The sequence below is a fragment of the Kerstersia similis genome (genome assembly GCF_965139615.1).
Classification (GTDB): Bacteria; Pseudomonadota; Gammaproteobacteria; order Burkholderiales; family Burkholderiaceae_B; genus Kerstersia; species Kerstersia similis.
This window is the reverse complement of sequence record NZ_CBCSIQ010000025.1, coordinates 1-14,601: the sequence shown is the minus strand read 5'-3', so window position 1 is coordinate 14,601 and position 14,601 is coordinate 1. Positions and strand designations below refer to the sequence as shown.

Sequence of the window (14,601 nt, the reverse complement as noted above, 5' to 3'; positions counted from 1 at the left end):
ACTGGCTGCCGCCTGCCTGTGGCAACACGATGATGTGAGCGCTGGCCTGCCAGCATCATGATTTTCGCCCTGACAGGCACGGCGCCTCCTGCCTGTTCAGGCCGGCGCCAAAGTGACCCAATACGGTGTCACCCGATGCACGGCTACCGGCAGGATGGCCGTCACCGCCGCCAGTACCGCATCGGTATCCGCCAAGGGAAACGCGCCGGATATCTGCAGGGCGGCAACAGCGGGATCGCAGCGCAGCACCCCGCGGCGGTAGCGGCCCAGCTCATCGACGAACTCCCCGAGGGGCATGCGTTCGACCACCAGCATCCCGGTTTCCCAGGAATCACAGATATCCTCCAGCGGACGCTTGGCCACCCAGCCTGCCGTATCTCCCGCCCCTTGCTCGCCGGCCTGCACCAGTTGCCGGCCGGGCAGCCGGGCGTGGCGCAGCTCCACCGCGCCTTCACGCACGGCAACACGCACCTGGGCTGCGCTGAAGCGCCGCACGGCAAAGCGTGTGCCCAATGGCCGTATCTCCATGTCGCCGGCCTGTACCAGCATGGGCCGCCCCTGCCCGTCCCTGGCGGTTTCCAGCAACAGCTCGCCGCGCAATAATTGCAGGATGCGCTGCTGAGCGGTGAAATCAATCGCAACGGCGCTATCCGTATTGAGCACGAGCTGGCTGCCATCCGGCAAGGTGATGCGCTCCCTGCCCCCCACGCCGGTGCTGTAATCCGCCATCAGCGTGGTAACACCCAGATCCATATGCCGGAACGCGCTCCAGGACAAGACCCCGACGCCTGCCGTGCCCAGCATCAGTTTGACGGCCTTGCGGCGCCCCGTCACGCGCGCGCCGCTGGCCAGCACCCGGCGAGCCAGCGGCGCAGATGCGCCGGCGGCGCCGCGCTGCACATCGCCACATAACCCGGCCAGCCGCTGCCAGGCCAGCTCGTGATCGGCATGCTGGGCACGCCAGCGCCGACAGGCTTCGCGATCACGATCACCGGCCGTGCCTGACTGCATCAGCATGACCCAGTGGATCGCCTCATCCAGCACGGCATCCGGCACATCCTGGCGATTCTCGCCCGCCTCGAACAGCTTGCGCTCAGCCATAGACAGCCATATAGCAATGCCGCAATGCCTGCGACATGGCTTTCTGCACGACATTGATGCTCAACCCCATATCCGCGGCGATCTGCGGATAGCTCCAGCCATCCAGCTGGGACAGCAGGAAGATTGCACGCGTACGCGTCGGCAACCCATCCAGCACACGGCTGACCTGCGCCAAGGCTTCCAGCACCAGCGCCTGCTCTTCCACAGAAGGCGTGCAGGCCTCCGGCTGCAAGGCCAAGGCTTCCATATAGGCCTGTTCCAGCGCCTGACGGCGGAAATACTGCGCCGCCAGACGGCTCGCCACTGTCGTCAGATAGGCCCGCGGCTCTTTGATTTGCTGCAAGGCGGGTGCCGGCCCCCGCAGAATGCGCTCGAACGTATCCTGCGCCAGGTCGGCCGCATTATCCACATTGCCGCCCAGCTTGCGCCTCAACAATGCCACCAGCCATTGATGGTGTTCACGGTACAAAGACTGCATGGACAGATCGGGCGTGGGCACGGGAAGCTCCTGGCACTCAAACCAAAAGAATGGAAATCAGTCTCAATTATATGTTGAAGATTATCCTCGGCCTGAACCCGCATTGCAGCGCCACCACACATTCCGACATTTCTGTTGTGCCCCCCTGCCGTCCGAGGAGCGGCGGGAAGGCCACCACATGCCGGCCGACCCGCCGCTACGCTGACACACCGCGTAAAAAAACGGCCTGCCCCGCACAGGACAGGCCGCCGATCTTGCCAGGTCAGCCAGGCTGACTCAGACCGTCACGCCATAGCGGGCGCGATAGGCCAGGACATCGGCACGATAGGCTTCCATTTCGCCGCGCTCGGCCAGCACGGACAGAATGTCTTCCAGCGACGCAATGCTGATGACCGGCAAGCCATAACGCTGCTGCACTTCTTCCACGGCAGAATGCGGCGCCAGCGCGTCGTCGCTGCCGGCGCGCTCCATGCGATCCATGGCAATCAGCACCGCACCGGGCTCAGCGCCGGCATCGCGGATCATGGCCACGGACTCGCGCACCGAGGTTCCTGCCGTAATGACATCGTCAATAATGACGACCTTGCCTGCCAGCGGGGCACCCACCAGCACCCCCCCCTCGCCGTGATCCTTCGCTTCCTTGCGGTTATAGGCGAAGGGAACGTCGAGATCGCTGCCGCGCGCTGCTGCGCGGCTGGCCAGTGCAACCGATGTGGCGGTTGCGAGCGGAATCCCTTTGTAAGCCGGGCCGAACAGCATGTCGTACTGCAAGCCAGAGGCTTCCAGCGCCTGCGCGTAAAAATCGGCCAGTCGGCCAACACTGCGGCCGGTGTTGAACAGACCGGCATTGAAGAAATACGGGCTGACCCGCCCAGACTTCGTGACAAAGCTGCCAAAGCGCAGAACCCCCTCTTCCAGGGCGAAACGGACGAAATCAGTGCGGAATGTCGTGCTCATGATAGAAAAACCGGCGATAGGCGATGAAAACCGCAATTATCCCTTATTTGCCCGGCATTCTGGCGCAAGGTGACGCATGCTCCTGCATTCGGGGCCGGTCTCGCGCTTTCCCCTGGAAGCTGCCCGGAACCGCCATCTCCGGCAGAAACATGGGTTAAATTGCCAGCCAGGCACGCCGGCCGGGCCTCCCCCTGGCGGCCTGTCTATGGGGCGCCTGCCGCGCACCCCGTTTTCCGCTTCCCCTACAGCAAAAAAGGATACCGGCTTGCTACGTATTACTTCGCTCAACCTGAACGGCATACGCTCCGCCTTCCGCAAAGGCCTGCCCGACTGGCTTGCCCAACAGAGCGCCGATATCGTCTGCCTTCAGGAAATCAAGGCCCAGGACGCCGACCTTACCGATGAACTGCGCTACCCGTCCGGTTATACCGGCCACTTTCATGCTGCCGAGAAAAAAGGCTACAGCGGCGTCGGCCTGTACCTCTCGCGTCCGGCGGAGCTGGTTGTGGCCGGCATGGAATCCCCGGAATTCGACCGTGAAGGCCGCATCATCCGCGCCGACTGGCCAGGACTGAGCGTCATCAGCGCCTATCTGCCTTCAGGCTCCAGCGGAGACGAACGCCAACAGGCCAAGTATCGCTTTCTGGATCATTTTGGCGCATGGCTGGACGCGCTAATGCACGAAAACCGTGCAGACGGCCGCGAGTTCATCATCTGCGGCGATTGGAATATTGCCCACCATGAAATCGACCTGAAGAACTGGAAAGGCAACCGCAAGAACTCCGGATTTCTGCCGGAAGAACGCGAATGGATGACCCAAGTTATTGATAAAAAAGGATTCGTTGACGTCTATCGCCATCTGCATCCTGACACGACCGACGATTGCTACACCTGGTGGAGCAATCGGGGACAGGCTTGGGCCAAAAATGTCGGATGGCGGATTGATTACCAGATTGCGACGCCTGGCATCGCTGCCCGCGCCCGTTCGGCCTCCATTTACAAGGACGAACGCTTTTCGGACCATGCCCCCTTGACCATCGACTACGAGTTTTCGATGGCCTGACAGGCGATCATTCCCAAATTTTCCGAAATATGCCGCAGATGCGGCCAACCTGGGTGCGACGAAAGCGGCTTGATAGCCGCTTTTGTCATTTCCAGAGCCGGTGCCGCCCAAACACTTGACTGCATCCCGGATGGGAGCTGCGCGGTGGGTGTGGCTCAGCACATTGTTAACAATGAAATATTTTTCTATTGCCCGCTTGCCAGGATACTGGCGCACATCTTACCCATAAGACCGTCCCTGTTTTTATTTCCAAGCTATGTTTTAATTTAATCCGTCCCCATTTATTTTTATCGTAAGTCCTTCACGCAAAAGCCTTTTTTGGTAATAGAATGCGTCTCTCGCACCGTTTTGTACCATTTCACGCACCAAATTGTTGCACCTACCCAAGAGGGAGCCCGCATTTTGAAGACCTTGAAGAGCCTGGACGATTTTCTGGCACAAGTCGCCCGTCGTGATCCGCACCAGCCGGAATTCCTGCAAGCCGTGCAAGAAGTAACCTCCAGTCTCTGGCCCTTCCTGCAAGCCAACCCCCGCTACGCCGAGCAAGGCCTGCTGGAACGCCTGGTCGAACCCGAGCGCAGCATCCAGTTCCGCATTTCCTGGACTGACGACAAGGGCGAAGTTCACGTCAACCGTGGCTTTCGCATCCAGCACAGCTCGGCCATCGGCCCCTTCAAGGGCGGCATGCGCTTTCACCCCTCGGTGAACCTGTCCATCCTGAAGTTCCTGGCTTTCGAACAAACCTTCAAGAATGCGCTGACCACGCTGCCGATGGGCGGCGCCAAGGGCGGCTCCGATTTCGACCCCAAGGGCCGTTCGGACGCGGAAATCATGCGCTTCTGCCAGGCGCTGGTCATTGAACTGTTCCGCCATATCGGCCCCGACACCGATGTGCCGGCTGGCGATATCGGCGTGGGCGCCCGTGAAGTCGGCTACATGGCCGGCATGATGAAGAAGCTGTCCAACCAGACCGGCGCGGTCTTCACCGGCAAGAGCCTGAGCTTCGGCGGCAGCCTGATCCGCCCGGAAGCCACCGGCTACGGCACGGTGTACTTCGCCCAACACATGCTGCAAGCCCAGGGCAAGTCCTTCGACGGCCTGCGGGTCGCGGTATCCGGCTCGGGCAACGTCGCTCAATATGCGGTCGAAAAAGCCATGCAGCTGGGCGCCAAGGTGCTGACGGTTTCCGATTCCCAAGGCTTCGTCTTCGATGCCGAAGGCTTCACGCCGGAAAAACTGCAAGCGCTGATGCACATCAAGAATGCGGAACGCCAGCCGCTGAAGGTCTATGCCGAACGTTTCGGCCTGCCCTTCCACGCCGGCCAGCGTCCCTGGGGCGTGGCGGTCGATGTGGCCCTGCCCTGCGCCACGCAGAACGAGCTGGAAATCGAAGATGCACGCACGCTGATCAAGAATGGCGTAACCTGCGTGGCGGAAGGCGCCAATATGCCTTCCACGCTGGAAGCTGCCCATGCCTTCATCGAAGCCGGTGTTCTGTATGCACCGGGCAAGGCCAGCAACGCCGGCGGCGTTGCCGTGTCGGGCCTGGAAATGAGCCAGAACGCCATGCGCCTGTCCTGGACGCGTGATGAAGTCGATGCCCGCCTGCAGGCCATCATGAACGATATCCATGCCAACTGTGTGCGCTACGGCACCAGCGATACGACCGGCAAGGTCAACTATCTGGATGGCGCGAATATCGCCGGCTTTGTCAAAGTCGCCGATGCCATGCTGCATCAAGGGCTGTATTGATCCCTGGTCGCTGATCGCCCTGGCGCGCGGCATGCGCCAGGCGCTGACACAGGCCATGGCGTGCACAGCGCCGGCCACTCGAAACCCCGAAGCCTGGACACGAATCCGGCCTTCGGGGTTTTCCATTGGCAGCACCGGCAGCCATCCCTCCTGATACCCATCCGCCAACGGCGTATCGCCTGGCTATCGCGGGAAGATTGCCGGACTTCGCAGGCCTTGTTCCCGCAGGGCTTGATACACGTCAAAACGCAACGGTTGACGTCGCGGCATGATATCGTCAAGACCCTGTATTCCGCTTGGCCCTATGCCGGAGACAAATGCCATGCCCCATTCCGACGATGCTGCACAACGCACCATCCTTCTGACCACCGACCTCAGCGCACGCTGCGACCGTGCGCTGGATCGCGCCGTTCAGCTCGCTCGCGCCCGCCAGGCGCGGCTGGTCGCGCTGCATGTTATCGAACCGTCGTTGACCGCGCAGCTGATCACGCCGTCCTGGCGCAAGATGGCGCCCAATCATCGCAGCCTGGCCGAGCGCCGCCTGCTCGATGATCTGGCAGAAAGCGGCGTGGACATCGAAGTCCGCGTGGAACAGGGCAAGGCATTGGATGTCATCCTGCAGGTCGCGGAAGAAACCCAGGCCGAGCTGGTCGTGGCCGGCGTGGCCCGTGACGAAACTCTGGGCCGCCTGCTGCTGGGCACCACGGTGGAAAAGCTGGTGCGCCATATCCCCGTGCCGGTACTGGTGGTCAAGGAACGCCCGCGCCACCCCTACCGCAATGTGCTGGTTGCGACCGACTTCTCCGAAGGCTCGCGCCATGCCGTCGATGCCATTCTGAACCTGCTGCCGGGCACGCCGTTCAAGCTCTATCACGCGCTGGAACTGCCCACGGCCACTGGCGTGCTGCACACGCAAACCCTCATCAATGGTTTCCGCCAGGCTGCCAAGCAAACCGGCGAGGAATTCCTGGATGACACCGCCGGCCTGCAAGACGGCCAGCGTCCGGAAATCCTCATCGAAATCGGGGACTCCGTCTCGCTGCTGTCCGAATACGCCTACAAGAATCACGTGGATCTGGTCGCCGTCGGCACGCACGGCCTGACCGGCATCCTGCGCACGGCCATCGGCAGCATCGCCGCCAGCCTGCTGGAAAACCTTTCCTGCGATGTACTGGTGGTACGCCAGCCCCACGAAATAGACGACGAAATCTGATGCCCGCCTGACGGCAACGCCATGCGCACCGCCGCCGGCCCACCCAGGCCCGGCGGCATTTTTTTGGGCGGCACCTGGCTGGCTGCGGGCCTACCCGGCAACTCTCCGGTCGTGCCGTTTCCTGCCCCGCCCCCCTGTACGCACGGACTCAGCCACCCGATGGGTTCTGCCGTGCATCCAGGTCTTCGATCTCTGTCTTGCGGCGGCAGAGCAGCCACAGGCCGGGCACGGCAATCACAACCGACACCAGAAAGAAACCGGCCCAGCCCAGCCAGCCTACCAGCAGCGGCGTCAGCGGCCCGGCAATGTAGGTGCGGCCGATCGCGGCCAGCGCGGACAGCAGCGCAAACTGGGTGGCGGAATAACGGGCGTCGCACACCGCCAGCAGCAAGGCCACGAAAGCAGCCGTTCCCAGCCCGCTGCAAACATTTTCGAATGCCACGATGGGCACCATCAAGGCCAGCTCGCCCGGATACCAGGCAATCACGGCATAACCGAGATTGGACGCACCCTGCAGCAACCCAAACAGCAGCAGTGCGCGGAACAGGCGCAAACGCTCCAGCAGCGCCCCGCCCACCACCGCCCCCACAACGGTTGCCACAATGCCCAGCACGTTATTGACCCATCCCACCGTCTCGGCATCGAACTGTCCATGACGAATCAGAAAGGTATTCGACAGCGCCGAAGCAAATGCATCGCCCAGCTTGTAGATCACGATGAACAGCACCATTTCCCAGGCGCCCGTACGCCCGAAAAACTCGCGGAATGGCTCAATGACGGCAGCGCGCAAGGACACCGGGGCCTGCACATCGCGCGCAGGCTCCACTGCCAGCAAGGTCACGATGGAGAACGCCGCCATGCAGACCCCCATCAGGATATAGACGTTGCCCCACCCCAGCCACTTCTCAGCCACCACGACGGCAAGGCCGCCCGACACGACTTTGGCCAGCCGATAGCCCAGCACCGATAGCGCAACACCGGCGCCACGCTCATACGGTTGCAGCAGATCTGCGCGATAGGCATCGAACGCAATATCCTGCGTGGCCGAAAAAAACGCCACCAGCACAGCCAGCAGCGCCAGCGTGCCTAGCGACTCATCCGGCGAAAGCAGCCCCATGCCGACCAGCGCCAGCGCCAACAGCCACTGCATCAGGAACATCCAACCCCGGCGACGCCCCAGGCCTGGCGGCGCATAACGATCCACCAATGGCGACCACAGGAACTTCAGGGTATAAGCGGCGCCTGCCAGCGTCAGCAGCCCGATTTCCTGCAGCGAAACGCCCGCAACCGTCAGCCACACCTGCAAGGTGTTGCCGGTCAGCTCCAGCGGCAGGCCGCTGGCCATGCCCAGCAGGAACAACGGAGCGACACGGCGGCTGGTAAACAGGCTGGCGATACGAATGGTGCTCTCCTGGCGCCGGCCGCGGCGCGCCTCAGGCGCCGACCGAACTGAAACGATAGACCGCCAGCGTGCTGCGCCAGCTTGGCAACCAGCGCACTTCACGGTGATGATCGAAGGTAGCGCGTTCCAGGATATGCAGGCCGGATTGGCGAGCCAGATCCTCGAAGTCGCTCAAGGTACACAAATGGATATTGGGGGTGTTGTACCACTGATAAGGCATTTCGCCCGTCACCGGCATACGGCCGCGCAGAATGGACCAGCCATGGGGCCAGTAGCCGAAGTTGGGGAAGGACACCACCCCATAGCGCGCTACGCGGGCCATTTCCTTGAGGATATGCTCCGTGTTGTGCATGGCCTGCAAGGTCTTGGATAGCACCACCGTATCGAAAGCCTGATCGCCAAACAGCGCCAGGCCATCTTCCAGGTTCTGCTGAATCACATCCACGCCCCGGCGGGCGCAGGCGATCACGCATTGATCGCTGAGCTCCACGCCCCGGCCCCGCACCTGGCGGCGGTCACGCAACTCAGCCAGCAGCGTACCGTCCCCGCAGCCCAGATCCAGCACACGGCTGCCCGGTTCGATCCAGCTGGCAATACGTGCCAGATCCGGACGCAGCGCCGTACCGCCGCGTACGATCATGCCGTTGACGCCGACAATTTCACTCATGCCTGTTCTCCTGCCTGCACCAGCGCCTGGCGTTCCCCCAGGTGACATGCCCGCGCCACCCTGTCGAAATATGCGGACACCAGCGCGTGATAGCGCGAATCCGTAAGCAGGAAGGCATCATGGCCATGCGGCGCATTGATTTCACCGTAGGTCACGGAGCGGTCGTTCTGTAGCAAGGCACCGACGATCTCGCGCGAACGCTCCGGCGAGAAGCGCCAATCAGTCGTGAATGACACCAGCAGGAAATCTGCCGTGGCCGGTGCCAACGCGCGCGCCAGGTCGCCTCCGGTGCGCCGCGCCGGATCGAAATAATCCAGCGCACGGGTAATCAGCAGATAGGTATTCGCGTCAAAGGTGCGCGAGAACTTCTCGCCCTGGTAGCGCAGATAAGACTCCACCTCGAACTCCACATCGTAGCCATAGTGGTAATCGCCATTGGCTGCGGGCTCACGCTGCACGCGGCCGAATTTCTCGGCCATGTCGTCATCCGACAGATAGGTGATGTGTCCCACCATGCGCGCGACCGACAGGCCCCGCGCCGGCACCGTGCCATGGGCGTAATAATCACCGCCATGGAAATCGGGATCGGTAATGATGGCGCGCCGCGCCACTTCATTGAAGCCGATATTCTGCGCCGACAGGCGCGGCGTGCTGGCGATCACGACGCAATGGGCCACCCGCTCCGGGCAGGTAATGGCCCAGCTGAGCGCCTGCATGCCCCCCAGCGAGCCGCCCATCACGGCAGCAAAGCGCTCGATACCCAGATAGTCGGCCACACGCGCCTGGGCATGCACCCAATCTTCGACCGTTACCACGGGAAAGGCTGCCCCCCAGGGCTTGCCGGTCGCAGGATTGATGCTGGCGGGCCCGGTGGAACCGAAGCAGGAACCTAGGTTATTGATGCCAATGACAAAGAAACGGTTGGTATCTACCGGCTTGCCGGGGCCTACCATGTTGTCCCACCAGCCCACGTCCTTGGGATTATCGGCATTGATGCCGGCCACATGGTGCGAGGCATTCAGCGCGTGGCAGATCAGGACAGCATTGGAACGGTCTGCGTTGAGCTCGCCATAGGTTTCGATGGCCAGCTCATAGCTGGGCAACACCTGGCCGCTGACGAGTTGCAGCGGTTCATCGAAAGCGATTTTCTGTGCCCGGACCACACCGACGGAACCCGCCGGTATGGCAGTCTGCAATGAGGGTTGAGCCACGCACGAGCCAATGCCGGTGGCGTTCAGAGATACGGATGAAGGAGTCACATGGACCTCTTTAGCGGGATTTATCGGGCGCCCGCAAGCAGATCAAGCAAATCGGCGCCATTGAAGTTGAGTGGGAATTCTAGCACTTCCCGCGCCCCCCGACCGTATAAACCCGGATAGCGCCAGGGGCTGCAAACATCTGGCAACCATCGCGCCAGCCACCTCTGCCTACACCCGCAGAAACCACAACAGCAGGGGTGCGAAGACCAGGAATACCCCCGTGGAAACCAGCACCGCCCCGGCCGCCTCATCACCCCGATCGGTATAGGTGCGCGCATACATATAGCTCATGACGGCACACGGCATGGACATCTGCAGCACCACGGCATTGGCAATGAGCGGCGGCGCATCCAGCGCCCAGGTCACCAGCAGCGCCGTGGCGCAGCCCCCCAGCAGGCGCAGGGCCGCCATCAGCGAACCCGCCCGCAGGCCTGACGCCGGAATCTGCGATAAGGCATGGCCCAGGCTGATCAGCATCAGGGGCACGGCCAGACTACCCAGCAGGCGCGCCGACTCCAGCGTCCAGCCCGGCAACTCCAACCCCAATGCGCGCAATATGACCGCCAGCACGCACAAGGCCATCGTCGGATTGCGCCAGGCCCCGCCACGCGCCACGCCGCCGGGCAGGATACGCAAGCCCACAGTGTGCTGCAGAAAGGACGACACCGTGAAAATCGCCACGGCCACCGCCAGCCCGGTCTCACCAAAGGCCATGTAGGACACCGGCAAACCGATGTTGCCGGCATTGGGCATGCTGGTCGTCGGCAAGAGCTTGCGCACCGGCAGCCCGGCCAGTTTCAGGCCGACGGCAGCCACCAGCGTCACAGCCAGCATACAGGCCAGAGTCAGCAGCACGACATCCGCCAGCAGCGCATTGTCCAGCGTGCTGCTCATCAACGTATGGAACACCAGTGCCGGCGTCGCCACCAGCGTCACCAGCTGCGAAATAAACTGGCCAGCAAAAGGCAGGCTGCGCCGCCCCCAGACAAATCCCGTCCCGACCACGACAATGGTAGGCGCCAGCAATGCCAGCGCGCTCAGGTAGAACTGCATCATCGAAATTGGTGCCATGCGTATCCTTGGCGGCAAGGCACTATGCATGTGTGCATAAGCCCTTGCTCCACCATAAAAACGTAACAATAATCTTTCTCACTGCCGCTTCCTGTCATGCGGCAGGTTGGAACATAGGCTATGACACTCTTCACACACAATCTCCTGTCCGCCAGGGAACAGGAGTGTTTGGTATGGGCGGCGCACGGCAAGACAAGCTGGGAAACCGGCGTCATTCTCGGGATCAGCGAACGCACCGTGAACTTCCACCTGCAAAACGCCAGCCGCAAATTGCGTGTCAATGGCAGGCGCGCCGCCATCCTGCTGGCCATGCACCAGAGACTGATTCATCCCATCCCGCCCTGGCATGGTACGGATCTGCCAGCCTCTCGGCATCATAGCGCCATGCCTGCCTGAAACAAGGCCCTGCCTCACGAAAACCGGCTTGCTTGCCCCCGGCGGGCAGGACAAAGCCCTGGGTTTTACCTGTTTCCGGTAGGGATTAAGCACCGAGCGGCCAGCAAACCCGTAAAATCGGCTCCCTGTGATTACGATAAAAAGAGTCGATGTGACCGATCTTCTGCTATCTCGCCTGCAACGCCTGGACAATCAGCGTGACATTCTCGAACGTACGCAACGCGGTATCGAGAAAGAGGGGCTGCGCGTCAACGCCCAAGGCCAGCTATCGCAGGCTCCCCACCCCGCTGCCCTGGGTGCCGCGCTGACGCATCCACATATCACGACCGATTATTCTGAAGCGCTGCTGGAACTGATCACCGATCCGTTCCCACGCACGGATGATGTACTGGCCGCGCTGCTGGATACCCATCGCGCGACCTACGCCGTGCTGGGCGATGAGCTGATCTGGAATCACTCGATGCCGGCGCGCCTGCCCGCCGATTCGGAAATTCCCATCGCCTGGTACGGCACCTCCAACAGCGGCATGCTCAAGCATGTCTATCGCCGCGGGCTGGCGGTACGCTATGGGCGCTCGATGCAATGCATCGCAGGCATTCACTACAATTTTTCGCTGGATGATGCCATCTGGCCCCTGCTGGACATCCCGGGCGCCAGCCTGCGGGAACAGCGCGATGCCGGCTATATCGCGCTGGTGCGCAATTTCACTCGCGCCAGCTGGCTGCTGATGTACCTGTTCGGCGCCTCCCCGGCGCTTGCCAGCAGTTTCCCGGCAGCGGCGGACGGCGGCCTGGAGCGTTGGGATGCCGACACGCGCTACCTACCCCATGCCACCAGCCTGCGCATGAGCGACCTGGGCTACCAGAACAAGGCCCAATCCCAGCTGAAGCTCAATTACAACGACCTGGACACCTTCCTGGAGCGTCTGTACAACGCTGTCACCACGCCCTGGCCGGCCTATGAAGCATTCGGCACCAAGCGGGAGGGGGAATGGATCCAGCTCAATACCAACGTGCTGCAGATCGAAAACGAGTATTACTCGAACATTCGCCTCAAGCGCAGCACCAAGCGTTGCGAACGTCCACTGACTGCCCTGGACGAACGCGGTGTGCAATATGTGGAAGTCCGCTGCCTGGATATCGACCCTTTCGAGCCGGCAGGCATCAGCGCCGCCACCATGCGCTTCATGGATGCCTTCCTGCTCTACTGCGCGCTGGACGACAGCCCGACCTTCACGCCGCAAGGCTATTGCGAGCGCAGCAGCCAGAACTTCGCCAAAGTCGTGCGCCAGGGCCGCGAGCCCGGCCTGATGCTGGAACGCAATTGCGTGGCGGTTTCCCTGCAACAGTGGGGCAACGATATTCTGGATCGCGTAGATGCCTGCGCCGACCTGCTCGATCGCGTCCATGGCGGCACGCGCCACCGCGAAGCGGTGGCTTTGCAGCGGGCCAAGCTGGCCGATCCGGAATTGACGCCGTCAGCCCGCTTGCTGGCCGGAATGCGCCAGGAACAAGCTTCGTTCATCGAATATGGCCTGAGCACGAGCCGCGCTCACGCCGAAACGCTGCGCAGCCAACCGCTGGCAGCCGCCACCCAGGCGTACTATCAGACGCTGGCCGAGCGTTCCCTGGCAGAGCAGCAGGCCCTGGAAGCCGATCGCCGCGAAAGCTTTGACGAATACGTGGCACGCTATCACGCCAATCTGCAACGTCCCCAGCGCCAGCAGCACAACGCTGCCTGACGCCTTCCGCTGCCCCTGCGCAGGGGCAGCGGAATACCGCGCCTGGCGCCAGGCTCCGGGTGCGCCTGCCTGAAAACCTAGACCTTGGCTGCCGCGTGCTTGGCGATGCGCCAGCCAAACACCATGGCCGGGCCGATTGTCGTGCCTGGGCCTGGGTAGGTTCCGCGGAACAATGAGCTCATGTCATTACCGCACGCGTACAGGCCCTCGATAGGCTGCCCCTGCGAGTTCAATACCTGGCCATGTACATCGCCACGCAAACCGGCGCTGCACGCCAGGTCCATGGGCACGACACGCAAAGCATAGTAAGGCCCCTGGTCACGGATCGGCCGCAGGCACGGATTGGGCTGCTGCGACTCATCGCCATTGAACCGGTTCATCACGCTGGTGCCACGCCCGAAATCGGCATCCACGCCAGTCTGAGCCAACGCGTTGTGACGCTGCACCGTCTGTAGCAAGGCCGGTGCATCCAGACCTACCTTGGCCGCCAAGGCTTCCAGCGTCGGCGCTTCACTCAGATAGCCCTTGCGCAGTTTTTCCGCCAGCCCCTTGCCGCCGGGCATGACCAGCCCCAGGCCATAGGACTTGATGAAATCCGCATCGCAGATCAGCCAGGCTTCGCTCAGGCCATTGCGCAACATGCCCATGCAGAAGTCATGGTAAGAATCCGATTCATTGACAAAGCGCCGCCCGTCCCGGCCAACGGCAATCAGGCCGGGCTTGGCGCGATCCAGCAAAATGTGCGGCCAGATGCCACGCGAACCATCGGCACGCTGAATGAACGAGCAGGGCATCCACAACGCCGGACTGTCATGGCCATCGTCGAACGCAGCACCCACTTGCATCGCATGGACAATGCCGTCGCCCGTATTGGTTTCGGGCGCCTGTGATTCTAGGCTGACCTGCGCCGGGAAATACTGCTTGCGCAAGGACGCATTCCAGGCCACGCCTCCCGTGGCCAGGACGACGCCACGTCGGGCGCGGATACGCTTCTGGCCCTGGGGGGTCTCCACAACCGCGCCCACTGCCTTGCCGGACTCCAGCAACAGCGTTTGGAGCGGCGCATCAAACAGTATGGGTACCTTGCGTTGCCGCAGGCTGTAGAACAAGCGCGCGACCAGCGCATTGCCCATCAGCAGACGCGTACCGCGCCGATACCGCAAGCGATCCAGCGCATAACGGCCCACAATGCTGAACGTCGCCTTGAGATTCCCGACAGAGGCAAATGGCTTGAGCAACTGCGCCAGTTCCGTCCGCCCGACCATCATGCCGCCCAGCCCCATGAACTCCGGGCGCGGCGGACGTACCCGATCGAATTCCGCCCCCAGCAAACGCCCATCGAACGGCAAGGGCCCCAACGCCCGCCCCCCAAAGGCAGAACCCGGCCCATCCAGATAGTCCGGGTGCGCAGCCGCAGCGGCAAATTTCACTTCCGTATTTTTTTCCAGCTCGTCGATGGCCTGCTGGCCTGACGCCAGAAAGGCCGCGCGCAGCTCATCCC

At 62.3% G+C, this 14,601-nt stretch carries 13 protein-coding genes and 1 riboswitch; of the genes, 5 read left to right on the top strand and 8 right to left on the bottom strand.

What is annotated here, in order from left to right; all coding sequences use genetic code 11:
- Nucleotides 1-96: 96 nt before the first annotated feature.
- The 3 genes from ACNA1V_RS14045 to pyrE all read right to left on the bottom strand — a co-directional run bounded on the left by ACNA1V_RS14045 (nt 97) and on the right by pyrE (nt 2,536).
- Complete coding sequence (locus ACNA1V_RS14045) at nt 97-1,101, bottom strand: FecR domain-containing protein (protein WP_415834227.1); 1,005 nt, start codon at nt 1,099-1,101, stop codon at nt 97-99.
- On the bottom strand, nt 1,094-1,600 hold the full coding sequence (locus ACNA1V_RS14040; RefSeq protein ID WP_415834226.1) for a sigma-70 family RNA polymerase sigma factor: 507 nt from the start codon (nt 1,598-1,600) through the stop codon (nt 1,094-1,096). Before ACNA1V_RS14040 ends, ACNA1V_RS14045 begins: the two co-directional genes overlap by 8 nt.
- 255 nt (nt 1,601-1,855) lie before the next feature.
- Nucleotides 1,856-2,536 carry an orotate phosphoribosyltransferase gene (pyrE, locus tag ACNA1V_RS14035; protein WP_415834225.1) on the bottom strand — a complete coding sequence of 227 codons (681 nt, stop codon included), beginning with the start codon at nt 2,534-2,536 and terminating at the stop codon, nt 1,856-1,858.
- A 265-nt stretch (nt 2,537-2,801) separates the two neighbouring features.
- Between pyrE and ACNA1V_RS14030 the strand changes: the two genes are divergently transcribed.
- The 3 genes from ACNA1V_RS14030 (at nt 2,802) to ACNA1V_RS14020 (ending at nt 6,564) form a co-directional block, all read left to right on the top strand.
- On the top strand, nt 2,802-3,599 hold the full coding sequence (locus ACNA1V_RS14030) for an exodeoxyribonuclease III (RefSeq protein WP_415834224.1): 798 nt from the start codon (nt 2,802-2,804) through the stop codon (nt 3,597-3,599).
- A 411-nt stretch (nt 3,600-4,010) separates the two neighbouring features.
- Nucleotides 4,011-5,351 (top strand): NADP-specific glutamate dehydrogenase, encoded by a 1,341-nt coding sequence (gene gdhA / locus ACNA1V_RS14025; protein WP_415834263.1) that lies wholly within the window; start codon nt 4,011-4,013, stop codon nt 5,349-5,351.
- A gap of 322 nt (nt 5,352-5,673) precedes the next feature.
- Nucleotides 5,674-6,564, top strand: coding sequence for a universal stress protein (locus ACNA1V_RS14020; protein WP_415834223.1), 891 nt, complete (start codon nt 5,674-5,676; stop codon nt 6,562-6,564).
- Between the two features lie 148 nt (nt 6,565-6,712).
- Here ACNA1V_RS14020 and ACNA1V_RS14015 read toward each other — a convergent pair whose 3' ends face one another.
- The 4 genes from ACNA1V_RS14015 to ACNA1V_RS14000 all read right to left on the bottom strand — a co-directional run bounded on the left by ACNA1V_RS14015 (nt 6,713) and on the right by ACNA1V_RS14000 (nt 10,963).
- Nucleotides 6,713-8,068: an AmpG family muropeptide MFS transporter gene (locus ACNA1V_RS14015; RefSeq protein WP_415834222.1), complete on the bottom strand. Its 1,356-nt coding sequence runs from the start codon at nt 8,066-8,068 to the stop codon at nt 6,713-6,715.
- Nucleotides 7,998-8,633, bottom strand: coding sequence for a methionine biosynthesis protein MetW (gene metW, locus ACNA1V_RS14010; protein ID WP_415834221.1), 636 nt, complete (start codon nt 8,631-8,633; stop codon nt 7,998-8,000). The genes ACNA1V_RS14015 and metW overlap by 71 nt, the downstream gene beginning before the upstream one ends.
- On the bottom strand, nt 8,630-9,871 hold the full coding sequence (metX, locus tag ACNA1V_RS14005) for a homoserine O-succinyltransferase MetX (RefSeq protein ID WP_415834262.1): 1,242 nt from the start codon (nt 9,869-9,871) through the stop codon (nt 8,630-8,632). Before metX ends, metW begins: the two co-directional genes overlap by 4 nt.
- A gap of 10 nt (nt 9,872-9,881) precedes the next feature.
- A riboswitch (SAM riboswitch) is annotated at nt 9,882-9,960 on the bottom strand.
- 100 nt (nt 9,961-10,060) lie between these two features.
- Entirely contained in the window at nt 10,061-10,963 is a 903-nt protein-coding gene (locus tag ACNA1V_RS14000; protein ID WP_415834220.1) for an AEC family transporter, read from the bottom strand.
- Nucleotides 10,964-11,083: 120 nt separating this feature from the next.
- Between ACNA1V_RS14000 and ACNA1V_RS13995 the strand changes: the two genes are divergently transcribed.
- Both ACNA1V_RS13995 and gshA read left to right on the top strand, forming a co-directional pair.
- The gene (locus tag ACNA1V_RS13995) at nt 11,084-11,359 is read left to right on the top strand and encodes a helix-turn-helix domain-containing protein (protein ID WP_415834219.1); all 276 of its coding nucleotides are present in this window, start codon (nt 11,084-11,086) and stop codon (nt 11,357-11,359) included.
- Between the two features lie 151 nt (nt 11,360-11,510).
- Nucleotides 11,511-13,100 carry a glutamate--cysteine ligase gene (gene gshA, locus ACNA1V_RS13990; RefSeq protein ID WP_415834218.1) on the top strand — a complete coding sequence of 530 codons (1,590 nt, stop codon included), beginning with the start codon at nt 11,511-11,513 and terminating at the stop codon, nt 13,098-13,100.
- 77 nt (nt 13,101-13,177) lie between these two features.
- Here gshA and ACNA1V_RS13985 read toward each other — a convergent pair.
- On the bottom strand, nt 13,178-14,601 hold a 1,424-nt coding region (locus tag ACNA1V_RS13985; protein WP_415834217.1), incomplete at its 5' end, for an FAD-binding protein.

Bases quoted from the DNA above. Each gene is read 5' to 3' on its own strand.
- metW (WP_415834221.1), bottom strand. From the start codon at position 8,633: ATGAGTGAAATTGTCGGCGTCAACGGCATGATCGTACGCGGCGGTACG.
- pyrE (WP_415834225.1), bottom strand. From the start codon at position 2,536: ATGAGCACGACATTCCGCACTGATTTCGTCCGTTTCGCCCTGGAAGAG.
- ACNA1V_RS14045 (WP_415834227.1), bottom strand. From the start codon at position 1,101: ATGGCTGAGCGCAAGCTGTTCGAGGCGGGCGAGAATCGCCAGGATGTG.
- ACNA1V_RS13995 (WP_415834219.1), top strand. From the start codon at position 11,084: ATGACACTCTTCACACACAATCTCCTGTCCGCCAGGGAACAGGAGTGT.
- ACNA1V_RS14000 (WP_415834220.1), bottom strand. From the start codon at position 10,963: ATGGCACCAATTTCGATGATGCAGTTCTACCTGAGCGCGCTGGCATTG.
- ACNA1V_RS14020 (WP_415834223.1), top strand. From the start codon at position 5,674: ATGCCCCATTCCGACGATGCTGCACAACGCACCATCCTTCTGACCACC.